Origin of the sequence: Pseudomonas sp. 14P_5.3_Bac1, assembly GCF_025466135.1 — a bacterium.
Classification (GTDB): domain Bacteria; phylum Pseudomonadota; class Gammaproteobacteria; order Pseudomonadales; family Pseudomonadaceae; genus Aquipseudomonas.
Window position 1 is genome coordinate 58149 of record NZ_JANLOF010000057.1, and the last position, 22013, is coordinate 80161.

24 protein-coding genes and 1 riboswitch are annotated in these 22013 nt (G+C 62.1%); of the genes, 5 read left to right on the forward strand and 19 right to left on the reverse strand.

All coding sequences use genetic code 11. The features are described 5' to 3' along the window. Window positions 1–53: 53 nt before the first annotated feature. The 13 genes from NTD89_RS14145 to cobO all read right to left on the reverse strand — a co-directional run bounded on the left by NTD89_RS14145 (window position 54) and on the right by cobO (window position 11553). A complete protein-coding gene (locus tag NTD89_RS14145) occupies window positions 54–602 on the reverse strand; it encodes a glutathione peroxidase (RefSeq protein ID WP_262208290.1) in 549 nt (182 codons plus the stop codon). Window positions 603–752: 150 nt separating this feature from the next. Continuing rightward, on the reverse strand, window positions 753–1961 hold the full coding sequence (locus NTD89_RS14150; RefSeq protein WP_410017214.1) for an MFS transporter: 1209 nt from the start codon (window positions 1959–1961) through the stop codon (window positions 753–755). A gap of 54 nt (window positions 1962–2015) precedes the next feature. Further along, window positions 2016–2420 (reverse strand): MarR family winged helix-turn-helix transcriptional regulator, encoded by a 405-nt coding sequence (locus NTD89_RS14155; RefSeq protein ID WP_106576421.1) that lies wholly within the window; start codon window positions 2418–2420, stop codon window positions 2016–2018. Between the two features lie 42 nt (window positions 2421–2462). After that, window positions 2463–3191: an adenosylcobinamide-GDP ribazoletransferase gene (locus NTD89_RS14160; protein ID WP_262208292.1), complete on the reverse strand. Its 729-nt coding sequence runs from the start codon at window positions 3189–3191 to the stop codon at window positions 2463–2465. Window positions 3192–3193: 2 nt separating this feature from the next. Next, entirely contained in the window at window positions 3194–3769 is a 576-nt protein-coding gene (cobC, locus tag NTD89_RS14165; RefSeq protein ID WP_262208293.1) for an alpha-ribazole phosphatase family protein, read from the reverse strand. Next, window positions 3766–4821, reverse strand: a complete 1056-nt coding sequence (gene cobT, locus NTD89_RS14170) for a nicotinate-nucleotide--dimethylbenzimidazole phosphoribosyltransferase (protein ID WP_262208294.1) — start codon at window positions 4819–4821, stop codon at window positions 3766–3768. The genes cobC and cobT overlap by 4 nt, the downstream gene beginning before the upstream one ends. Further along, on the reverse strand, window positions 4818–5339 hold the full coding sequence (gene cobU, locus NTD89_RS14175; RefSeq protein WP_262208295.1) for a bifunctional adenosylcobinamide kinase/adenosylcobinamide-phosphate guanylyltransferase: 522 nt from the start codon (window positions 5337–5339) through the stop codon (window positions 4818–4820). The genes cobT and cobU overlap by 4 nt, the downstream gene beginning before the upstream one ends. A 232-nt stretch (window positions 5340–5571) precedes the next feature. Continuing rightward, on the reverse strand, window positions 5572–7023 hold the full coding sequence (locus NTD89_RS14180; protein ID WP_262208297.1) for a cobyric acid synthase: 1452 nt from the start codon (window positions 7021–7023) through the stop codon (window positions 5572–5574). Beyond that, the gene (cobD, locus tag NTD89_RS14185) at window positions 7020–8009 is read right to left on the reverse strand and encodes a threonine-phosphate decarboxylase CobD (RefSeq protein WP_262208298.1); all 990 of its coding nucleotides are present in this window, start codon (window positions 8007–8009) and stop codon (window positions 7020–7022) included. The genes NTD89_RS14180 and cobD overlap by 4 nt, the downstream gene beginning before the upstream one ends. Further along, a complete protein-coding gene (cbiB, locus tag NTD89_RS14190; RefSeq protein WP_262208300.1) occupies window positions 8002–8910 on the reverse strand; it encodes an adenosylcobinamide-phosphate synthase CbiB in 909 nt (302 codons plus the stop codon). Before cbiB ends, cobD begins: the two co-directional genes overlap by 8 nt. After that, window positions 8907–9557, reverse strand: a complete 651-nt coding sequence (gene bluB, locus NTD89_RS14195; protein WP_262208301.1) for a 5,6-dimethylbenzimidazole synthase — start codon at window positions 9555–9557, stop codon at window positions 8907–8909. Before bluB ends, cbiB begins: the two co-directional genes overlap by 4 nt. Then, the gene (locus NTD89_RS14200; protein ID WP_262208302.1) at window positions 9554–10945 is read right to left on the reverse strand and encodes a cobyrinate a,c-diamide synthase; all 1392 of its coding nucleotides are present in this window, start codon (window positions 10943–10945) and stop codon (window positions 9554–9556) included. Before NTD89_RS14200 ends, bluB begins: the two co-directional genes overlap by 4 nt. Next, window positions 10942–11553 (reverse strand): cob(I)yrinic acid a,c-diamide adenosyltransferase, encoded by a 612-nt coding sequence (gene cobO / locus NTD89_RS14205; protein WP_262208303.1) that lies wholly within the window; start codon window positions 11551–11553, stop codon window positions 10942–10944. The genes NTD89_RS14200 and cobO overlap by 4 nt, the downstream gene beginning before the upstream one ends. Window positions 11554–11632: 79 nt before the next feature. Beyond that, a riboswitch (cobalamin riboswitch) is annotated at window positions 11633–11883 on the reverse strand. A gap of 99 nt (window positions 11884–11982) precedes the next feature. On the opposite strand from cobO, the gene NTD89_RS14210 reads away from it, so the two are divergent. Then, the gene (locus NTD89_RS14210; protein ID WP_262208305.1) at window positions 11983–13296 is read left to right on the forward strand and encodes a PQQ-dependent sugar dehydrogenase; all 1314 of its coding nucleotides are present in this window, start codon (window positions 11983–11985) and stop codon (window positions 13294–13296) included. 73 nt (window positions 13297–13369) lie between these two features. Here NTD89_RS14210 and NTD89_RS14215 read toward each other — a convergent pair whose 3' ends face one another. The 5 genes from NTD89_RS14215 to NTD89_RS14235 form a co-directional block, all read right to left on the reverse strand. Then, complete coding sequence (locus tag NTD89_RS14215; protein ID WP_145158957.1) at window positions 13370–13909, reverse strand: C40 family peptidase; 540 nt, start codon at window positions 13907–13909, stop codon at window positions 13370–13372. Between the two features lie 145 nt (window positions 13910–14054). Beyond that, window positions 14055–14684, reverse strand: coding sequence for a C40 family peptidase (locus tag NTD89_RS14220; RefSeq protein WP_106576408.1), 630 nt, complete (start codon window positions 14682–14684; stop codon window positions 14055–14057). 213 nt (window positions 14685–14897) lie between these two features. Next, window positions 14898–15602 (reverse strand): DnaA regulatory inactivator Hda, encoded by a 705-nt coding sequence (hda, locus tag NTD89_RS14225; protein ID WP_017134884.1) that lies wholly within the window; start codon window positions 15600–15602, stop codon window positions 14898–14900. 203 nt (window positions 15603–15805) lie between these two features. After that, the gene (locus NTD89_RS14230) at window positions 15806–16879 is read right to left on the reverse strand and encodes an AI-2E family transporter (protein ID WP_242195687.1); all 1074 of its coding nucleotides are present in this window, start codon (window positions 16877–16879) and stop codon (window positions 15806–15808) included. Between the two features lie 42 nt (window positions 16880–16921). Beyond that, window positions 16922–17962, reverse strand: a complete 1041-nt coding sequence (locus tag NTD89_RS14235) for a DUF2066 domain-containing protein (protein WP_262208307.1) — start codon at window positions 17960–17962, stop codon at window positions 16922–16924. A gap of 355 nt (window positions 17963–18317) precedes the next feature. On the opposite strand from NTD89_RS14235, the gene purM reads away from it, so the two are divergent. The 4 genes from purM to NTD89_RS14255 all read left to right on the forward strand — a co-directional run bounded on the left by purM (window position 18318) and on the right by NTD89_RS14255 (window position 21314). Then, entirely contained in the window at window positions 18318–19376 is a 1059-nt protein-coding gene (purM, locus tag NTD89_RS14240) for a phosphoribosylformylglycinamidine cyclo-ligase (protein ID WP_145158963.1), read from the forward strand. Then, on the forward strand, window positions 19376–20026 hold the full coding sequence (gene purN, locus NTD89_RS14245) for a phosphoribosylglycinamide formyltransferase (RefSeq protein WP_242195693.1): 651 nt from the start codon (window positions 19376–19378) through the stop codon (window positions 20024–20026). The genes purM and purN overlap by 1 nt, the downstream gene beginning before the upstream one ends. A gap of 8 nt (window positions 20027–20034) precedes the next feature. After that, window positions 20035–20748, forward strand: coding sequence for a DUF3108 domain-containing protein (locus NTD89_RS14250; RefSeq protein WP_106576404.1), 714 nt, complete (start codon window positions 20035–20037; stop codon window positions 20746–20748). Window positions 20749–21125: 377 nt separating this feature from the next. Next, a complete protein-coding gene (locus tag NTD89_RS14255; protein ID WP_145158967.1) occupies window positions 21126–21314 on the forward strand; it encodes a hypothetical protein in 189 nt (62 codons plus the stop codon). Window positions 21315–21448: 134 nt separating this feature from the next. Here the strand turns inward: NTD89_RS14255 and NTD89_RS14260 are convergent, their stop codons facing one another. Then, window positions 21449–21994, reverse strand: coding sequence for a DUF2058 domain-containing protein (locus tag NTD89_RS14260; RefSeq protein ID WP_014719402.1), 546 nt, complete (start codon window positions 21992–21994; stop codon window positions 21449–21451). Between the last annotated feature and the right edge of the window lie 19 nt (window positions 21995–22013).

Genomic DNA, 22013 nt, shown 5'->3' on the forward strand with positions numbered 1-22013 from the left:
TAAAAAAGCCCCGCCCTCCTGCACAGGAGGCGGGGCTTTTTAATGGCCGGCGATCAGGGCTTCGAGGCCAGGGCTGCCTCCACCGCCTTGATCAGGTCCGGGCTGTCCGGCTTGGTCAAACTGGAAAAGTTGGCAATCACCTTGCCCTGGCGATCCACCACGTACTTATAGAAATTCCACTTCGGCGCGCTGGTCTGCTGCGCCAGAATTTTGAACAGGTGCACCGCATCCGGCCCCTTGACCGTCTGCGGCTCGGTCATCGTGAAGGTCACGCCGTAATTCACGTAGCAAACTTTGGCGGTCTCTTCACCGGTCTTGGCTTCCTGCTTGAAGTCGTCGGACGGCACGCCGATCACTTCCAGCCCCTGGCCCTTGTAGCGCTGATACAACGCTTCGAGGCCTTTGAATTGCGGCGCGAAACCACAAAAGCTGGCGGTATTGACGATGATCAGGGGTTTGCCGGCAAAGCGCTGGCACAAATCGATGGATTCCTTGGCCCGCAACTTGGGCAATTGCCCCTCCAGCAACGGCGGACAGTTGGCGGCCATGGCCAGACTGCCTACAGCCATCAGGACGGGTACAGCGAGCCAGCGCATCAGCATGTCGAAAGTCCTTGAGTCAGATCAGACACAGAACTTAACAGATCGCCATCCCCAGTTGCATCAATGCCAGCCCGCCGTGCTGCCAGCCCCACCAGGCCAGCAGCAACAGAACCAGGCCTGCCGAGATCAGCAACCCTCTTGCCGTTAAACTCATGCCGCCTCCATCTGCGCCAGCAAGCGCGCCACCGGCCGCTCGCGCACCGGCCAGTTGAGGGCCGCAGCGAGCAGGCTCAAAAGAATCGCCACCTGCCAGATCAAATCGTAGTTGCCGGTTCGATCATAGACCACCCCGCCCAACCAGCCGCCGAGGAACGAACCAAGCTGGTGGAACAGAAACACAATCCCACCGAGCATCGAGAGGTTTCGCACGCCAAACAGCGTCGCGACAGTGCCATTGGTCAGCGGCACGGTGGACAGCCACAGAAAGCCCATGGCCATGCCGAACAGGTAGGCCGTCACTTCGGTCACCGGCGCCCACAGGAACAGCACGATCACCACCGCGCGCAACAGGTACAGGCCGGTGAGCAAACGCGGCTTGGACATGCGCCCGCCGAGCCAGCCAGCGGTATAAGTGCCAAACACGTTAAACAGGCCGATCAACGCCAATACCGTGGTACCCACCGTGGCCGGCAGATGCTGGTCCACCAGGTACGCCGGCAAGTGCACGCCGATAAACACCACCTGGAAACCGCAGACAAAAAAACCGAACGCCAGCAGCCAGAAGCCGGAGTGCGAGCAGGCCTCTTTCAGGGCTTCACGCAGGGTTTGCTGGCCGACCATCGCCGGCAGCGGTTTGTCCTTGAGCATCGCCACCAACGGCAGAATCAGCGCCACCATCAGGCCCAACGCCAACAAGGCGGCCGACCAGCCCAGCCAGCTGATCAGGCCCAGGGTGCCCGGCACCATCGCAAACTGGCCGAACGAACCTGCGGCGCTGGCAATGCCCATGGCCATGCTGCGTTTTTCCGGCGGCACGGCGCGGCCGACCACACCGAGAATCACCGAGAACGAAGTGCCCGACAGGCCGATCCCAATCAGCAAACCCGCGCTGAGCGACAGCGACCACGCCGAATCCGACATGCCCATCAACACCAGCCCTGCGGCGTACAGCACCCCACCGACAAACACCGCCTTGGTCGCGCCAAAGCGGTCGGCCAAGGCGCCGGTAAACGGTTGCGCCAGGCCCCAGATCAGGTTTTGCAGGGCAATGGCGAAGGCAAAGGTTTCACGGCCCCAGCCAAATTCCATGCTCATCGGCGACAGGAACAGACCAAAGCCGTGCCGCACGCCCAGCGACAACGCCAGGATCAGCGCACTCCCCACAAGAACCCAGCCACTGGTGCGCCACATCGAGGTCATTTCTTATTCTCCGCTCGCGGGTATATACCCGCTTGTAGTCGAACAAACCCGCGCTCAGGCGAGTTCGTCCAGCAAGGCCAACAAGGTTTCGCGCTTTTCGGCGCCCAACTGATCTATCAATTTCTGCTGCGCCGCCTCCCAAGCCGGCAACGCGGCAGCCAGGCGTTCTTCGCCGGCGACGGTCAACACCACCAAGCGGTTACGCAGGTCATCGCCCTCGACCAACTGCACCAAACCCTCGCCCTCCAATACCCGCAGGTTGCGCCCCAGGGTACTGCGGTCCAGGCCCATGGCTTCGGCCAGGCTGGAAATGCTCGGTTGATCGAGGCGCTGCAGGTTACACAGCAAAGAATACTGGGCAACGTTGATCCCGAAGCCGTCGAGAGCGCCGTCGTAATGCCTGCTGACGCCACGGGCGGCACGTCGCAGGTTGGTGCATAAACATTGGGAGGCAAGCATGGAGCGTGTATATACCCGCGATTATGAAAATGCAAGAAAGCGTTACAGCGCCAGGCCGACCAAAACCGCGACTTCCAGCAACTCCAACAATGCGCCGGCCGTGTCACCCGTGGTGCCACCCAGCCGGTTGACCATCAACTGACGCAGCCCGATAAAGCACAGCGCAGCGAGTAAAACAGCGATCCCGCCACTGAAACCGCCGATCAGCACACAGGCCAGACCGCTGAGGACCAGTACCTGTTGGCCGACGATCCTGGGTAAATGATCCGACAGTGCCTGGCCCAAACCGCCTGCACGCACGTAGCGCGTGGTAAGGAACAGCGCCAGCATCGAAGCGCGCCCGATCAGCGGCGCCAGAATCAGCGCCGCGCCGTTGTGCTGCTCGATCAAGGCCACCAGTGCGGTGAATTTGAGCAACAACACCAGCCCCAGGGTGACCACGGCAATCGGCCCGCTGCGCGGGTCTTTCATGATAGTCAGCGTGCGCTCGCGGTCGCCAAAGCCGCCGAGCCAGGCATCGGCGCTGTCCGCCAGCCCGTCCAGATGCAAGCCGCCACTGAGCAACACCCAGGCTGTCAGCACCAGCGCCGCATGCAGCAATAACGGTGCGCCCATCAGGGCGGTGTTCAGGGCCCACAACAGCAGCCCGAACAGCAACCCTACCACCGGGTAAAACAGCAACGAACGCCCCAATTCCTGAGGCTGCGGCATGCCGGGCAGACGAATCGGCAGGCTGCTGAGAAATTGCAGGGCGATCCAGAACGCCAGCATCCTCAGACTCCTTCCTTCAGCAGACCGTCGGCCGTCACCTGCAGGCTGAACAGCCCACCGTGGCCGACTTCGACATTCAGTAGCTGCTCACGCGGCAAACCGCGCGCCTGCGCCAGCAGCAGCCGCATCACGCCACCGTGGCTGATCAACAGCACGCGCTGTGCGGCATATGCCTGATGCAAACGTGAGACGGCGCCGAGAACGCGTGCAGAAAAGTCGCTGACGCGCTCGCCTTCAGGCGGTGTAAAGCTGTAGGGATCGGCCCAGAACCGGCCCAATCCTTCGGCATCGGTTTGCATCAGCGCCGCTGCGCTCTGCCCTTCCCAGGCGCCGAAGTGCAGCTCCTGCAGATCCTTTTCCAGGCTCACCGGCACCCCAAGCCGTGCGCCCAGCTCGTGGGCGAACAGCGCGCAGCGTTGCAGTGGCGAACTGACCAACCGGTCCCACGGCCCCTGCTCCGCCACGGCGGCGCGCATCTGCTCCCAGCCTTTGGCGGTGAGCGCGTCGTCCAGGCTGCCGCGCAGGCCGCCGCCCAGCTCGGTTTCGCCGTGGCGCAGCAGGTCCAGGTGCAAGGTCATGCCGGGCGGTCTGCCACGGCGGCTTCGGCGAACGTCGCCATCTGCCCGTGCAGCGCGCACGCCAGGCGCAACAACGGCACCGCCAGCGCCGCACCGCTGCCCTCACCCAGACGCAGACCCAGTTCCAGCAGCGGTTGCGCGTCGAGGCTGTGCAGCACATGACGATGACCGGGCTCAGCGCCGCGGTGGCCGAACACCAACCACTCACGGCACGCCGGATTCAGGCGTGTAGCCACCAGCGCCGCGACCGTGCAGATAAACCCGTCCACCAGCACCACGATGCCTTCCTGGGCGCAGGCCAGATAAGCCCCCACCAACGCGGCAATTTCGAAACCACCCAGGTTGAACAACGTGTTCAGCGCGTCGTCACGTTGCGCCGCATGCAAGGCCAGCGCGCGTTCAATCACCGCCACTTTGTGGCTGACGCCCTGGGCGTTCAAGCCGGTGCCCGGGCCGGTCAGGTCGCTCACCTGGCAATCGAGCAACGCGCACGCCAAGGCGCTGGCGGCGGTGGTATTGCCGATGCCCATCTCGCCGCCGATAAACAGCTGTGCGCCGTTTTGCAACGCACGGTGCGCACTGTCACGCCCGGCTTGCAGGGCAAGTCGCCCTTGCGCTGCGGTCATCGCCGGGCCGTTGACGAAATTGGCCGTGCCGGCGCCGATATTCAGATGACGCACACCCGGCAGATCCAACGACGGCGTGACGGTGCCGAGGTCGACCACTTCCAGCTGCGCATTCAACTGCCGCGCCAATACGCTGATGGCCGCGCCACCGGTGACAAAGTTGTGCAACATCTGGCCGGTCACTTCCTGTGGAAATGCCGATACGCCTTCTGCAACCACGCCGTGGTCACCGGCGAAGATAGCGATCCACACCTGATCCACCGCTGGTTTGACCTGGCCTTGCAAGCCAGCCAATTGCACCGCGATGGCTTCGAGCTGGCCGAGCGAGCCGGCTGGCTTGGTCAGTTGCTGCTGGCGAGCCAGCGCGTGTTCATGCGCCGAAGTGTCGACGGCCTTGCAGGGGTTGAGCCACCAGGAGTCAGTCATAACGCAGTACCTTTCAAAGTCAGGGACAGGCCGGCGACGGTCAGGACCACACGCTGACACCGCTCGGCCAAGGCTTGATGCAGCCAACCGGCTTCATCCACATAGCGGCGAGTCAATTCGCCCAGCGGCACGACACCCATTCCGGTTTCGTTGCTGACAAAAATGATTTCACCTGGCAGCGAGGCCAGGGTTTGCAGCAGTTGATCGCGCTCGAACGCCAGGCGTGCGGGGTTCTCCAGCATCAGCAAGTTGGTGAGCCACAGGGTCAGGCAATCCACCAGCAGGCAGCGGTCGGCGGCGGCGCTTTCGCGCAGTACACGCGCCAGCTCGATGGGTTCTTCGATCAGCCCCCAATGATCGGGACGGCGCTGGCGATGCAGTGCGACACGCTCGTTCATCTCGCCGTCCAGCGGCTGGCTGGTGGCGATGTAGGTGACAAGCAAGCCACACTCACTCGCCAGCTTTTCGGCGAGGCGGCTCTTGCCGGAACGGGCGCCACCGAGGATCAGTTGATACATGGGAAGGCACCTGTGTCGGCCGGCTGATAGGGTGAGGCGGGCACTGCCCCGTGTGGGAGCGGGCTCGCTCGTGAACGCGGTGTGTCAGTCGGCCGATTTGTCACTGAAGCACCCCATTCGCGAGCAAGCCCGCTAATACTTCTGAGGTGAGGTGCATCAGCTGAACCGAGGCTGGCTGGCCGGGCGCCCTCGCAGGCAAGCCGGCGCCTGCTGGGGGATTGGGTGTACACCGTCAGATCCCGCATAGCTTGCGCAACAGTTCGGTGTCCAGGTGGTGCTCCACCAGGTCCGCCAGGCGCTCAATATCGCGCTCGCGCAGGGCGTGGTAATCCACCTCTTGCACATCCTGCAGCCCGGCCCAGCGCAGTAACGCACTGCACGCCGCCGGGGTCTCAAACACGCCGTGCAGATACGTGCCAAGAATCTGACCGTCTTCACTCAGGGCGCCGTCACTGCGGCCGTCATCCAACAGCACGGCGGCGTTCGACAGGGCACTGCCGGCGGTCACGCCCGCATGGATTTCATAACCACTGACTTCGGCATCTTCCAGCAGCAACCGTCCGCGCACATTGCGCAATTGTTTCTCTTGTTCCAGCGTCGTGCTGAACGCCAGCAACCCCAGGGCCTCGCTGGAACCGGCCAACCCTTCCAGGCCGAGCGGGTCATGCACCTGCTCGCCGAGCATCTGCAACCCGCCGCAAATCCCCAGCACCTTGCCGCCATAGCGCAAGTGCCGCGCAACGGCAGTGTCCCAGCCGTTGGCGCGCAAATAGGCCAGATCGCTGCGCACGCTTTTGGAGCCCGGCAGGATGATCAGGTCGGCAGCCGGAATGGCCTGGCCAGGGCCGATAAACTGTAAATCCACCTGGGGATGCAAACGCAGCGGGTCAAAATCCGTGTGGTTGCTGATGCGCGGCAACACCGGCACCACCACTTTGAGTACTTGGGCGGCCTTGTCGATCTGGCGCTGGTCGATGCCGTCTTCGGCTTCCAGGTGCAGGTCCATCACGTAGGGCAGCACGCCCACCACCGGCTTGCCAGTGTGCGCTTCGAGCCAATCGAGCCCCGGCTGCAACAGCGCGATATCACCGCGAAAGCGATTGATAATGAAGCCTTTGACCCGTGCCTGCTCGGTCGGCGACAGCAATTGGAGGGTGCCGACCAGATGCGCAAACACGCCGCCGCGATTGATATCGGCGATCAGCAGCACCGGGCAATCCACAGCCTCGGCGAAGCCCATATTGGCAATGTCATTGGCGCGCAGGTTGATCTCCGCCGGGGAGCCCGCGCCTTCCACCATCACCACCGGGTAGGCCTCGCACAACCGAGCATGGGAGGCGAGCACCGCCTGCATCGCGATGGCCTTGTAGTCGTGATAGGCCACGGCGTTCATGCTGGTCACGGCACGGCCATGGATAATCACTTGGGAGCCGGTGTCACTGTTGGGCTTGAGCAGCACCGGGTTCATGTCGGTGTGCGGCGCCAGATTCGCGGCCTGGGCCTGCACGGCCTGGGCGCGGCCGATCTCGCCGCCCTCAGCGGTGACGGCGCTGTTGAGCGCCATGTTCTGCGGTTTGAACGGCACCACGCCAATGCCTTGGCGTACCAGCCAACGGCACAGCGCGGTCACCAGCGTACTTTTACCGGCGTCAGACGTGGTGCCTTGCACCATCAACGTACTCATGCGGCGTCCTTGTAAGCGGCCAGGGCCTCATCGAGTCGCAACCAATCGGCCTCCGTGTCGGGCAGACCGAAGCGCAGGCTGCTGTCGTGGACAAACAGGCGCACCAGGATGCCGCGCTGGGCCATGAATTCGTGCAGGCGTTCGGCGTGTGGGGTGATCAGCCATTGGAACAACGCGCAACCGCCCTTAGGCTCAAAGCCGTGGCGTTCAAGCAGCGCAAACAAGCGCTGGCCAGCCTCGATACAGCGATGACGCTGTTCGGCATGCCCGGCCGTATCGCGCAGGCACACCTGGCCAAGCACCCGTGTCGGCCCACTGACTGCCCACGGGCCGAGCTGTTCGGCCAACAACTTGAGCAGCTTGCGTTCCGCCAGCACAAAGCCCAGGCGCACACCGGCCAGGCCGAAGAACTTGCCGAATGAGCGCAACACAATCAGGCCGACTTGATGGGCCTGGCTGGCGAGGCTCAATTGCGGGGTCACGTCCATAAACGCTTCGTCCACCACCAGCCAGCCGCCGCGCTGGGCCAACCGTGAGTGCCAGTCGAGCAGGCGCTGCGGCGGCAGACTCAGGCCGGTGGGGTTATTTGGATTGACCACCACCAGCACGTCGAGGCCGTCGAGAAAAAAGTCGACTTCCTGCTCCTGCACTTCGCGCACCACGTAACCGGCGCGGCGCCAGGCTTCGGCGTGTTCGGCATAACACGGCGACAACACGCCGACCTTGCCGGAGCGGCGCAAGCGCGGCAGCAACTGGATCGCCGCCTGGGAACCCGCCACCGGCAACACGTGGGCGGCGCCGTAGTACTCGCTGGCGGCCTTTTCCAGGCCGTCGTCGGTTTCCGGCAATCGCGCCCAGGCCCGCAGCGGGATCTCGGGAATCGGCCACGGCCAGGGCGCCAAGCCGCTGGACAGGTCGAGCCAGTCCGCCTCGGCAATCCCGTACTGAATCACTGCCCTGCGCAGCCGGCCACCGTGCTCAAGCATAAAATTGCGCCCCCGCGCACAGGATCAACAGCCATAACCATACGCCGCGCTGCACCAGTTGCCAGCCACGGTCGATGGCGTCGGCATCGGCCGCCGGGCCTTCGCCCAACTGCGCACGCTGATGCAGCTCGCCGTGATAAATCGCCGCGCCGCCCAATTCAACACCCAAAGCGCCCGCACCCGCCGCCATCACCGGCCCGGCGTTGGGGCTGTCCCAAGTCGGCGCCTGGGTGCGCCAGCATTTAAGCGCCAGGCGGGTTTTGCCGAGTACTGCGTAGGTCAACGCCACCAGACGCGCTGGAATGTAGTTGAGCGCATCGTCGATTTTTGCCGCCGCCCAGCCGAAACGCTCAAAGCGCTCGTTGCGATAACCCCACATGGCATCGAGGGTATTGCTCAGGCGATAAAGCACCACGCCGGGCACGCCGGCCACAACAAACCAGAACAGCGCGGCGAACACCGCATCGCTGCCGTTCTCGAGCACCGATTCAGTCGCGGCGCGCGCGACTTCGGTGCTGTCCAGTTCGCTGGTCTGACGGCTGACGAGGTAGCTCACGCGTTTACGCGCTTCATCCAGGTCACCGCTGCGCAACGCATGGGCGACGGGAATCACGTGCTCGCCAAGGCTGCGCATGCCCAGCGCCATGTACAGCGCCAGAATCTCCAGCACCCAGCCGATATACGGCGCCCACGACAGCGCGGTGGCCAGCAACGTCAGCGGCACCACCGCGATAAACCATGCGGTCACGCCGTGGCTGCGCCACCCGCGGCCGCCACTGTTGAAACGTTTTTCGATGCGCCCGGCAAAGTTGCCGAACGCCACCAGCGGATGCCAGCGCCTGGGCTCGCCCAGCAGCGCATCCAGCGCCACCGCAGCGACACACAGCAAGGCCACACTCATTGACTCACTCCCCACACATTCTCATACACCATGTCACTCAGCGGCCGTGGTTCGGTCCAGCCTTCGAGTTGCAACATCGGTGCCGGGTAGAACTCGGCCACCGGGCCCAGGCACAACACGGCCAAGGGCTTTGCACCCGCCGGCAACCCCAGCAGGTCGGCCAGGGCCTGGGGTTCGAACAACGAAACCCAGCCCATCCCAAGGCCTTCGACGCGGGCGGCCAGCCACAGGTTCTGGATTGCACAGGATAACGAGGCCATGTCCATTTCCGGCAAGGTGCGCCGGCCAAAGATGTGGCGCTCGCGATCATCCATCAGCGCAGCCACCAGCACTTCGGCGCAGTCGTGGATGCCTTCGACCTTGAGCTTCATGAATTCGTCGGAGCGCTGGCCCAGGGCCTCGGCGGTGCGCACGCGCTCTTCCTCCACCAGTTGCTGGATTTGGCCGCGCAGACTGCGGTCGCTGATGCGGATGAATCGCCACGGTTGCATCAAGCCGACGCTGGGCGCCTGGTGTGCGGCCTGGAGCAGGCGTTGCAGCAACTCGCGGGCCACGCTGCCGCCGGTGAAGTGGCGCATGTCACGGCGTTCGGCGATGGCGCGGTAGACGGCCTGGCGTTCGGCTTCGGGGAAGGCGTTGTCAGTCATGGCCCTATCGCGGGCAAGCCCGCTCCCACATTGGATTGAGTTTCAACTCGGTCAGTTGTGGGAGCGGGCTTGCCCGCGATAGCGGTCTCAGGGCCAGGCGCAAACAATGCAGCCACCGCCGCCGGATTGGAGGGGAAGTAAAAGTGCACGTAGGAAGCCGTCATCCGCCCCTGCCTGTAAACCGCTTCGGCACCACGCCCGCCGTTAGGGCTCAAGCCTCGGGCGATCGGCTGCCACTCGGTGCTGGTCAGCGAATGGTGATAGGTATGGCCGCGCAGCACGCCTTCCGGCAACTCGACACTTTGCAAAGCCAGCGCCGCCAGCTTCTTTTGCATCACCGCGTCGCCCTGCAGCAGGCCAACCAATTCGGCACGGTTGCCGTCGACATCGGTCAGCGAGTCCAGCAGGTAGAGCATGCCGCCGCACTCGGCGAGCAAGGGTTTGCCCGCCGCGTGATGCGCGCGAATGGCGTTAAGCATCGGGGTATTTTCCGACAGCGCCTGGTGGTGCAATTCCGGATAACCACCGGGCAGATAGAGGCTGTCGGCCTCAGGCAATTGGCTATCGTGAATCGGCGAAAAGAAGCGCAACTCGGCGCCCATCGCACGCAGCAGGTCAAGGCTTGCACCGTACGTAAACGCAAAGGCTTCGTCGCGGGCCACGGCGATACGCACGCCCGCCAGCAGCGGCTCGGCCTCGATCACTTCGGGCGCGGCAAACGTCACCGGTGGCGGCACGGCGACTTCGCAGCTGCTGCCCAGGGCTTGGGCGGCGGCGTCCAGGCGCATATCGAGGTCATTCAATTCGCTGGCTTGCACCAGGCCCAGGTGGCGGCTGGGCAACTCGATGCCGGTTTCACGCGACAACGCGCCGTACCAGCGCAGGCCTTCAGTGAGGCTGCCTTCAAGCAATTGCGCATGGCGCAGGGTGCCAACGCGGTTGGCCAGCACGCCGGCGAACGGCAGGTCTGGCTGATAACGCGCCAGGCCCAAGGCCAGCGCGCCAAAGGTCTGGGCCATGGCGGTGCCGTCGATCACGCCCAGCACCGGCACACCAAAGTGCCGCGCCAGGTCGGCGCTGGAGGGCGTGCCGTCGAACAGGCCCATCACGCCTTCGATCAGGATCAGGTCAGCCTCGCCCGCCGCTTCCCACAGCAAACGGCGACTTTCCTGCTCGCCGACCATCCACATGTCCAACTGGTACACCGGCGCACCGCTGGCGCGCTCGTGAATCATCGGGTCGAGAAAGTCCGGCCCGCACTTGAACACGCGCACCTTGCGCCCCAGGTTGCGGTGCAAACGGGCGAGCGCGGCGGTGACGGTGGTTTTGCCCTGGCCGGATGCCGGTGCGGCGATCAGTACGGCCGGGCAATGACGGGGCTGATTCAAAGTTCGACGCCCTTCTGTGCCTTGATACCGGCCTGGAACGCGTGCTTGAGCATGCCCATTTCGGTGACGGTGTCGCCCATTTCGATCAACTCAGGCTTGGCGCCACGGCCAGTGACCACCACGTGCTGCATGGGCGAGCGGGCTTGCAGGTCGCTGAGTACCTGGTCCAGGTCGAGGTAGCCGTGCTTGAGGGCGATGTTCAGTTCATCCAGCACCACAAGGCCGATGGAAGGGTCTTGCAGCATTGCGCGGGACACCGCCCAGGCGGCTTCGGCGGCGGCGATGTCGCGCTGACGGTCCTGGGTTTCCCAGGTAAAGCCTTCGCCCATCACGTGAAAGCGCACTTGCTCGGGGAAGCGGCGGAAGAACAGCTCCTCGCCGGTGCTGTTGCGCCCCTTGATGAACTGCACCACGCCGCACTGCATGCCGTGGCCCATGGCGCGGGCAAGCATGCCAAACGCCGAGCTGCTTTTGCCTTTGCCGTTGCCGGTCAATACCAGCAGCAAGCCGCATTCGTTCGGGGAGTTGGCGATGCGCTCGTCGATCACGGCTTTTTTGCGCAGCATGCGCGCCAGGTGGCGTTCGTCGCGGTCGGGGGAATCGGTCATGGCAGCTCTCCGTTGGGGCTGGACAAAAAACGGCGGGCAGGAAAATAGACAAACAGACAGCCAAGCATCGCCCACCGTGATGCTGTTGGATGATCCAGGCCGGTCTCCGGACTCATGAGTGGCGCTTGCTCAGCGAGCGAGCAGGCCGACGGCGCGCCTTCCCATATCACGCGGATACAGTGGCAAAAGGCACCGTTTTGACTCATTTACCGTTGCGGGGGCAGCGCCGGAATCGCGGCAGCACTGTGTACAAGTGCGCTCACTCACCGGCTTCCCTGTTTCACTCTGTCGACCCACAGGTCACAGAGCACCTGGAACAAGCCGCGAAGGTTAGTGGGTTGGGGGTGGAGCGTCAATTAAAGCCGGCCTTGCACTTGAACGATCGGACCGGCAAACGCCTCTACCCTTACAGGTATCAAGGAGAAAACCATGCATAAAACCAGACTTGCCTTACTGATCATGCTCGCAGGCACCCTCGCCGCCTGCGGCGAAAGCTCTACCCTGCAGGTGTCCGACGGCACCGGGCCTTCGCCCAAGCTGCCGGAGCCGAACAAAACCCTGATCCCCACCGTAAACATTGCCCCGGCGATTGGCTGGCCAGATGGCGCGAAGCCTACGGCCGCCGCCGGCACTCAGGTCGCGGCGTTTGCAGAAGGCCTGGATCACCCGCGCTGGTTGTATGTATTGCCCAACGGCGACGTGCTGGTGGCAGAAACCAACGCGCCGCCCAAGCCGGATGATGCCAAGGGCATTCGCGGCTGGGTGATGGAGAAGGTCATGGGGCGCGCCGGTGCAGCCGTGCCGAGCCCGAACCGCATCACCCTGCTGCGCGATGCCGATCACGATGGCGTGGCCGAGACCCGCACCGTGTTCCTGGAGAACCTCAACTCGCCGTTCGGCATGACCCTGGTCGGCAACGACCTGTACGTGGCGGACTCGGACAAACTGCTGCGCTTCCCCTATCAACCGGGCGAAACCGCGATCAAGGCCGCCGGCACCACGGTGGTTGACCTGCCGGGCGGCAGCATCAACCACCACTGGACGAAAAACGTGGTGGCCAGCAAGGACGGCAGCAAGCTGTACGTGAGTGTTGGCTCCAACAGCAACGTCGGCGAAAACGGCCTGGCAGCCGAGGAAGGCCGCGCGGCGATCTGGGAAGTCGACCGCGCCACAGGCCAGCACCGGATTTTCGCCTCCGGCCTGCGCAACCCCAACGGCATGGCCTGGGAACCGCAGAGCGGCAAGCTGTGGACGGCGGTGAATGAGCGCGACGAGATCGGCAGCGACCTGGTGCCGGACTACATCACGTCGGTCAAGGATGGCGCGTTTTATGGCTGGCCATTCAGCTACTACGGGCAACACGTGGATGTGCGCGTCACACCGCAGAACCTGGACCTGGTCGCCAAGGCCATCGCTCCGGACTATGCCGTGGGGCCGCACACCGCATCATTGGGCCTGACCTTCGCCGAGGGCAGCAAACTGCCGGCGCAGTTCAGCAACGGCGCGTTTATCGGCCAGCACGGGTCGTGGAACCGCAAACCGCACAGTGGCTACAAAGTGATTTTCGTGCCATTCGAAGGCGGCCAACCCAAAGGCCAGCCGGTGGATGTGCTGACCGGGTTTCTCAACAGCGATGAGAAAGCCATGGGCCGACCGGTCGGCGTGGTGATTGATCAGCAGGGAGATTTGCTGGTGGCCGATGACGTGGGGAATAAGGTGTGGCGGGTGTCGGCAGCCAAATAGCCGATCCCGGGTACAGCCTAAAACCAATGTGGGAGCGGGTTTGCCCGCTCCCACATTGGGATCTGCACTCGCCTTACGGGTTACGCGCCAGACTCGCCGGCAACACGCGCTTGGCGCTCAGGTAGGCATTTTGCCAATAGGCTTTGGACAGCGTATCCAGCTTCACCGTGCCGCCGGTCTGCGGTGCATGCACGAATCGCCCTTCGCCCACGTAGATGCCCGCGTGGCTCACCTTTGAGCCGCCGCCAGTGGCGAAGAAGATCAGGTCGCCGGTCTGCAGGTTATTTTCGCTCACGTCCTGGGCACGCATCACGATCAATTCACGGGTGGTGCGCGGCAGGCTAATGCCCGCGGCGTCACGGTAGACAAACCCGATCAGGCCGCTGCAATCAAACCCGGAGTCCGGCGTATTGCCGCCCCAGCGATAGGGCGTGCCGACCAGACCCAGCGCACGAAAGAGCACGTCTTCGGCTGCCGGCGAGAAATTCTGCGTGGAGTAATTGAACACCGGCTTGGGCTTGACCGCTACAGGAGCGGGCGGCGGTGGACGGCTTGCGCAGGCGCTGAGGAGCGCGGCGCAAACAAGAAGAATGAGGCGGGCTGAGGTCGACATGGGCAGAACAATCCTGGTCTGGATGCGGCTTTTCGCTGCCGAACGCTGAAAACCAGAACGCGCAAGCAAAGCTCGCGCGAACGGATTACAACAATATCCAGGGATTCTAGCGCTTACACGTCAAACTTCAAGTATCACTTTAACTTTACTTACTAGCGGTAACCGTCGTCGGTGCCATGGCGAGTGCGCGCTTGGCTTCGATGAAGGTTTTGCTCCAGTAGCTGTCACCCAGGTTGTCGACGCGCACACCACCACTGCGACGGCTGCTGGAGTGAATAAACTGGTTATCGCCCAAGTAGATACCGGCGTGACTCACACGACCACGGCCCGCCGTACTAAAGAAAAGCAGATCACCGGGCTTGAGGTTATTGCGTGCGACCAACGGTGCATCCACGTTGATCATTTCGCGGGTCGAGCGAGGCAGGTTCATGCCGGCTTCTTCACGAAACAGGTAGCCGATGAAGCCGCTGCAGTCGAAACCGGCCTCAGAGGTACCGCCGAAACGGTAACGGGTACCGATCAGGGACATGCCGCGTTCAAGAATGCTGTCGGCCAGAACTGGAAGCTGGTAAGGCTTGCTGCCGGCGAAGTCGGCGAGTTCTTTTTCAGTCGCAACTTCTTCCTCGTAAACAGTGGAAGACTGCGTTGCAACGAATTTTGCCTGGGACTGTTGTGCTGGTTTTTGCTGCTCAGCCACGTTTTGAGTGTGGGTGGCGCAACCAAACAACAGGGTAACGAGTGCGAGAGGCACGAGGGGTGCGAAGCGATTTAGCATGGGCACGACCGTGGCTGGTATGTAAAGAAGTCGAGACTATGCCCACTATCACATCGATTTGCAAATTCAATCGTGATCTATGTGACTTCTTGTTTGAACGATGACATCTAACCGCTTAACACCCATTACACGCCTTTTGCGTGGCCAAAGCGGCCCAAACGCAGGTTTTCTGGCGCCTGAAATTTGCCGAAAGCCGCGCACTACAAGGGCTGGCTACCAGCCGAGGGTTTCCTTGAGGAAGGGGATGGTCAGCTTGCGCTGGGCCTGCAACGAGGCCTGATCGAGCTGTTCGAGCAAATCGAACAATGCACTCATGCTGCGGGTGCCGCGAGTGAGAATAAAATGCCCGACTTCGTCGGTAAGGTGCAGGCCGCGACGGGATGCACGCAATTGCAGGGCACGCAATTTGTCCTCGTCGGACAATGGGCGCATCTGGAAAATCAGCGCCAGGGTCAGGCGCGACTTGAGGTCGGCCAGCTTCACCGGCAATTCACGCGGCGAGGTAGACGCGGCGATCAACAGGCGCCGGCCACTGTCACGCAGCCGATTGAACAGGTGGAACAGCGCCTCTTCCCAATCCGCCTTGCCGGCAATCGCCTGCAGATCATCCAGGCACACCAGTTCGTATTGCTCCAGGTGGTCGAAGATGCCGATACCACGGTCCATCAACTCCGCCAACGGCAGGTAAACCGCCGGTTCGCCCATTTGCTCGAAGCGCAGGCACGCCGCCTGTAACAGGTGGGTACGCCCCACGCCGTGCTTGCCCCACAGATAGATCAGGCTTTCAGTCCACCCGGCGTCGGCTTCGCAAAGCCGCTCGACATAGCCGAGTGCAGCGGCATTGGCGCCTGGGTAGTAATTGATAAAGGTGGCGTCGTCACGCAGACGCACACCCAAGGGCAGCTGAATCGGTTTCATGCTGACTGAACGGCTCCAAACGAACCGTTAGTGGCCTCTGTGTAAAGTTTGCAAAGTTTATACCCGTGACGCCGGGCGCACAATGCAGCAGACCACAAGCAAAATCAAAGGTTTGCGTTAACTTGGGCGATTTGCGCAAATTGTTTGACACCCTGCCCGCAGAAACAACAAACCCGGCCTCGGCCGGGTTTGTGACGAAGCGGTTACAGGTCGGGGTCTTCAACCCCGGTGTACACATCCGAATCCTTGTACAGATCATGCACATGGCGCACCAGCACCATGATCACCGCCGCCACCGGCAGCGCCAACAGGATACCCGTAAAGCCAAACAGCTCACCGCCTGCCAGGATCGCGAAGATCACCGCCACCGGGTGCAGGCCGATCCGGTCGCCCACCAGCAAGGGCGTCAACACCATCCCTTCAAGGGCCTGGCCGACCATAAACACCGCAACAATCCCGAGCATCGGGTACAGGTCGCCGCCAAACTGGAACAACCCCGCCACCAGCGCCGCGCCAATCCCGATCACAAAGCCCATGTACGGCACGATGGCAGCCAGACCGGCAATCAAGCCGATCAACAGGCCCAGCTCCAGGCCGATCGCCATCAACCCCGCGGCGTAGATGATCCCCAGCGCGAGCATCACCAGCAACTGGCCCCGCACAAACGCGCCCAGCACCTCATGGCACTCTTCCGCCAGGGAGACGATGCGCTCCTCGTTGTTGCGCGGCAGCAGGCCGCGGATCTTGGCCATCATGATGTCCCAGTCACGCAGCAGGTAAAACGCCACCACCGGGATCAGCACCAGGTTGGTCAACCAACCGATCAACGCCAAACTGGACGCCGTGGCCTGACTGAGCACGACACCGACAATATCGGTGGTCTGCCCCATGTGCTCACTGATCGCCGCCTTGACCTTGTCGAACTTCCAGAAGCCGTCCGCCAGCCCCAGCTTGGCCTGCGCCCACGGCATTGCCGTGTGCTGCAGCCAGTCAAGCATCTGCGGCGCCAGTTCATACAGGCGAAACAGCTGCTTGGCCAGCATCGGCACCAGCACCAATACCAGCGCGGTGATGATCAACGTGAACAAGGCAAACACCGCTACCACACCCAAGGTGCGCGACAGGCCGGCCTTCTCCAGACGATCCACCACGGGATCGAACAGGTAAGCCAGCAGCAGCGCGACCAGGAACGGCGTCAGGATCGAATGCAGCAAGAACACAAAAACGCACAGCAGGACAATCCCGCCAAGCCACACCCAACGACGCGTATCCGCCATAAACCACTCCATTATTTGCTTCTATCTATAGAGGAAGAACACTTACCACCGAAAACGCAGCTGAGCCTGAGGTTCAGGTGCTGCGGGTGCCTGGGCACCCTCTGCCACCGGCGGCTGAACAGCAGCTTCGCCCGCAGGCACTTCCTGCAACTTGGCCAGGCTCAACTGAGTACGCAACTGATCAGCACTGCCGTTGACGCGGTACACAATGCGAGTGCCGTCGACCAACTGCGGCTGACCACCAAAAGGTTCGAGCAGATGGCCCAGTGCAGCGTAGCGTTCCAGATTCATGCCCTGCACTTCGAGCAATTGCTCACTGCTCACACCGGGCTTGACCGCAAAACGTGGCGCCAGCTTTTGGCTGACAGCGAGCAATACGGCGTCGGCCACGGCAGCGGTGTCGGCGCCTTGGGCGGTGCCCTGCTCAGTTTTGTCGCCCAGCCACAGGCGCCATTTGGCCTGCCACTGATTGCCTTCCTGACGGGCGTGCACCGCGAGCAACGCGTCGGCACCGTAGCGCTCAGAGGCTGCACGCAGTGGCGTGGCATCGGCGCTTTCCAGATTCGGCGCAGTGGCGACGACCTGTTCATCCAGATCACCCAACGGCAGGCGCAACGGCAAACCCCGGTGTTGCGCCGCACGGCGCAGGGCACCGGCAATGGCTTGACCATCACCCACCAGGCTGCTGCCTTCGGTGGAGTCGTTCAGCCACCAGCCGAGAATCGACGGCCGATTACTGCCCCAGATCGACAGGCCCGCTGCACGCAGGGCGCGATCGGTGCTCACCGGGTCGAAATCCACCTGCAGGCTCTCGGGTGGGCCAGCGTCGTAGCCATACTGGCTGATGATTTGCTGCGGATCTTTGCGAATTGCCGCCAGGCCCGGGCCTTCGACGGCTTTGGCGTCGCCGGTCAGGCGGATCACCAGGGTTTGCACGGCTCGCTGGGTCGCTTGGTCGCGCTCTTGGGGCGACTGGCTGCTGACCGGTTCAAGCACTTGATACAGGCCATTGAGGGTTTCGGCATGACTCGCCAGGCTGACCAACGACAAGCAGCCTACAAAGAAGAATTTACACAGACGCATGGAAGATTCCCGAACGACAAATTTAGCGGCTGGAACAGACCGCGTGAACCCGGCTTGCCAGGCTGTGACCACAGCAGCCGGTAAAACATTCACAGGGTCGCGGTAAGTTTTCGTACTGTCATAACGATAGCGGGTTAAAGGCTATACCTTAATACGCGCCATCACAGAGACGATTAGCAATTTTTTAACCGCGCTTTTTAACCTTTATGGCCCTGCCCGTCGGCCCGAGGATGGCCGCTGCCCCTCAAGCCTGATAAAATCGCGCGCCTTCGCAGACCGTCAACGGCTGGGCCTCTTCACGAAAGCCTTCGCCAGCTCGGTCGTTACCCAGAAATCCCCCCTAAAGGCCTGGATCATGAGCAAGCAACCCTCCCTGAGCTACAAGGACGCCGGTGTAGACATCGACGCCGGTGAAGCATTGGTCGAACGCATCAAGAGCGTCGCCAAGCGCACTGCGCGCCCCGAAGTCATGGGCGGCCTGGGCGGTTTTGGCGCCCTCTGCGAAATCCCGGCCGGCTACAAGCAGCCTGTGCTGGTCTCCGGCACCGACGGCGTGGGCACCAAGCTGCGCCTGGCCTTGAACCTGAACAAGCACGACAGCATCGGCATTGACCTGGTTGCCATGTGCGTCAACGACTTGGTGGTGTGCGGCGCCGAGCCACTGTTCTTTCTCGACTACTACGCCACCGGCAAGCTCAATGTCGAGACCGCGACCCAGGTCGTGACCGGCATTGGCGCGGGCTGCGAACTGTCGGGTTGCTCCCTGGTCGGCGGCGAAACCGCTGAAATGCCAGGCATGTACGAAGGCGAAGACTACGACCTGGCCGGTTTCTGCGTCGGCGTTGTCGAAAAATCCGAAATCATCGACGGTTCCAAAGTCGCTGCCGGTGACGCCCTGCTCGCGCTGCCATCCTCGGGCCCGCACTCCAACGGCTACTCGCTGATCCGCAAGATCATCGAAGTGTCCGGCGCCGACATCGAGAACATCCAACTCGACGGCAAGCCGCTGACCGACCTGCTGATGGCCCCGACACGCATCTACGTCAAACCACTGCTCAAGCTGATCAAGGACACTGGCGCCGTCAAAGCCATGGCCCACATCACTGGCGGCGGCCTGCTGGACAACATCCCGCGCGTCCTGCCAAAAGGCGCCCAGGCGATTGTCGACGTGGCCAGCTGGCAGCGTCCAGCGGTATTCGACTGGCTGCAAGAGAAAGGCAACGTCAACGAGACCGAGATGCACCGCGTGCTGAACTGCGGCGTCGGCATGGTCATCTGCGTGGCTCAAGAGCATGTTGAAGCGGCGCTGAACGTTCTGCGTGAAGCGGGCGAGCAGCCATGGGTCATCGGCCAGATCGCGACTGCCCCGGAAGGCGCAGCTCAGGTTGAACTGAAGAACCTCAAGGCTCATTGATGTCTCAGACCTGTGATGTCGTGGTGCTGCTTTCCGGCACCGGCAGTAACTTGCAGGCCCTGATCGACAGCACGCGCACCGGCGACAGCCCAGTGCGCATCGCTGCGGTGATCTCCAATCGCAGCGACGCCTACGGCCTGCAACGCGCCAGGGACGCGGGCATTGAAACCCGATCCTTGGATCACAAGGCTTTCGAAGGCCGCGAGGCCTTCGACAGCGCCTTGATCGAACTGATCGACGCCTTCAACCCCAAACTCGTGGTCCTCGCCGGATTCATGCGCATTCTGAGCGCCAGTTTCGTGCGGCACTACGAAGGGCGCCTGCTCAATATCCACCCTTCCCTGCTCCCCAAGTACAAAGGCATGCACACGCACCAGCGTGCGCTTGAGGCTGGCGACAGCGAGCACGGCTGCAGCGTGCACTTTGTGACCGAGGAACTCGATGGCGGCCCTCTGGTCGTACAGGCAGTGGTTCCGGTAGAGTCTGCAGATTCAGCGCAGACACTTGCGCAACGGGTTCACACCCAGGAACACAGGATTTACCCGCTGGCTGTTCGCTGGTTTGCCGAGGGGCGGTTGATTCTTGGCGATCACGGTGCATTATTGGACGGCCAATTACTTGCGGCCAGCGGCCACTTGATTCGAACCTAGGAGATTTTATGCGTCGCGCCTTGCTCTTCGCTTTTGCGCTGTTCGCCTTGCCTGCCGTGCAAGCAGCAGACCTTCACCCTTTCTCCGCCAGCTACACCGCCGACTGGAAACAGTTGCCCATGAGTGGTTCGGCCGAACGCAGCCTGACCAAGAATGACAATGGCACCTGGACCTTGAACTTCAAGGCTTCCATGATGATCGCCAGCCTCACCGAAACCAGCGTGATCCTGTTCGACAAGGACGCACTGCAACCCAAGAGCTACAGCTTCGAACGCGGCGGCCTGGGCAAGGCGAAGAAGATCAACCTGGATTTCGACCACGCGGCCAACAAGGTCACCGGCTTCGAAAACAAGGACCCGGTCAACGTCACGCTCGAAAGTGGCATGCTCGACAAATCGACTTATCAGCTTGCCCTGCAGCGCGACGTCGCCGCCGGCAAGAAAAGCATGAGCTACCGCGTGGTCGAAGGCACCGACGTCGATACTTATGACTTTCGCGTGATCGGCCCGGAAAAGGTCCAGACCAAAGCCGGCGCCATCGATGCGATCAAGGTTGAGCGCGTGCGCGACCCTTCCCAGAGCAAGCGCATCACCCAGATGTGGTTTGCCAAGGACTGGGGCGGCATCCTGGTTGCCCTGCGTCAGGTGGAAACCGACGGCAAGGAATACAACATCATGCTGCTGGACGGCACCGTTGACGGCAAGGCTGTCAAAGGGAGCTGATCGGCTGATGAGCTGAAAAACGAGCCTCGCTGAATGCGGGGCTTTTTTTCGCCTGCAGGTTGTGTGTTGGAGCGTCTACCGCTATCGCAGGCAAGCCAGCTCCCACACTGGAATGCATTTCAACGGTGGGCGCTGGCTTGCCTGCGATGGCTTTGGAGCCGGCAGAACAAGGCTAAAGACCAAGAAGAACATGAAACTTTTGTCATAAAACCCAGGCCCCTGCGACGCAATGTCGCGGATTACGGGGCCTGCGGGACAGTTGCAGTTTGTGCAATGAATTGTTGCGTGCAAAATCGGTTTACTTAGCAAGCTAACAAAACATATAAAAGAGGCCTGCGACGACTTGCCGCAGATCAACCAGAGATTGGAGCAAGCAGATGACTGTAAAAGTAACTGAACGCGACGATGCACACATGTCTCACGAAGCACTGGGCCATGGGATTCACATCTGGGATGTCCATCAACAAGACCAACTGGTCGGCATGTTCCACAACGAGAACGAAGCCCACAATTATAAAAACGAGCTCGAATCTCTAGAGATGAAACGCCAGGCACAAAGCTCCTGAATACTGAAATCCGCTAGGCCCCCAGCCCCACGCAGCCAGGGTGCCTATAAACACAAACCCCGCCTTTTGAGCGGGGTTTGTGTTTATAGGCTTTGGCGTTGGGCGCGCCTGGCACGCCCGATTGTTTTAACGCCTTACCACATCAGATCATCCGGGATCTGGTAGGCGGCGTAAGGATCATCCTCATCCGGCACCTGGCTTTCGGTGAGGATATTGAGCTGCACGATACGCTCCGGCGCACGCTCCTGAATCTTCAGCGCCGCTTCACGCGGGATCACCTCGTAACCGCCGCCATGGTGCACGATTGCCAGGGAGCCGTTGCTCAGCTTGTTGCGCATCAGCGTGTTGACCGACAGGCGCTTGACCTTCTTGTCATCCACGAAGTTGTAGTAGTCCTCGGTGGTCAGCTTGGGCAGGCGCGAGGTCTCGATCAATTGTTTGACCTGGGCCGTACGGGCCTTGGCCTCGGCTTTTTCCTGCTGCTGGCGGTTCAGCTCCTGGTCGCGCTTGACCTTCTCGGCGTGCGCCTCGGCGGCCAGGCGTGCCTGGGTGTCGTCCACTTCGGCTTGACCCTTGTGGACCAGGCGCTGCTGCTTCTGTTTCTCTTTGCCGACCTGCTTGGCCTGCTTTTGGTTGACCAGACCTGCTTTAAGCAACTGGTCGCGAAGGGAAAGGCTCATGGTGCTTACTCACTTAGGC